Origin of the sequence: Pseudonocardia charpentierae (genome assembly GCF_031845345.1) — a bacterium.
Classification (GTDB): Bacteria; Actinomycetota; Actinomycetes; order Mycobacteriales; family Pseudonocardiaceae; genus Pseudonocardia; species Pseudonocardia charpentierae.
This window is the reverse complement of record NZ_JAVREJ010000126.1, coordinates 1-291: the sequence shown is the minus strand read 5'-3', so window position 1 is coordinate 291 and position 291 is coordinate 1. Positions and strand designations below refer to the sequence as shown.

At 67.4% G+C, this 291-nt stretch carries 1 pseudogene; it reads right to left on the bottom strand.

Features of this window, described 5'->3' with window-relative positions:
• Positions 1-291, bottom strand: a pseudogene (locus RM445_RS32160) (type I glyceraldehyde-3-phosphate dehydrogenase); the annotation flags it as partial.

Here is a 291-nt window from a genome sequence, read left to right as displayed (position 1 = left end):
CGGTCGGCACCGGCACCCGGATCGCGTACCCGTCGAGCTTGCCCTGCAGGTGCGGCAACACCAACCCGATCGCCTTCGCCGCACCCGTGGATGTCGGCACCATGTTGATCGCCGCCGCCCGCGCCCGCCGCAGATCCTTGTGCGGCCCGTCCTGCAGGTTCTGGTCCTGGGTGTAGGCGTGGATCGTGGTCATCAGACCCCGCTCGATCCCCGCCAGATCATCGATCACCTTCGCCAACGGCCCCAGGCAGTTCGTCGTGCACGACGCATTCGAGATCACGTCCTGGGAAC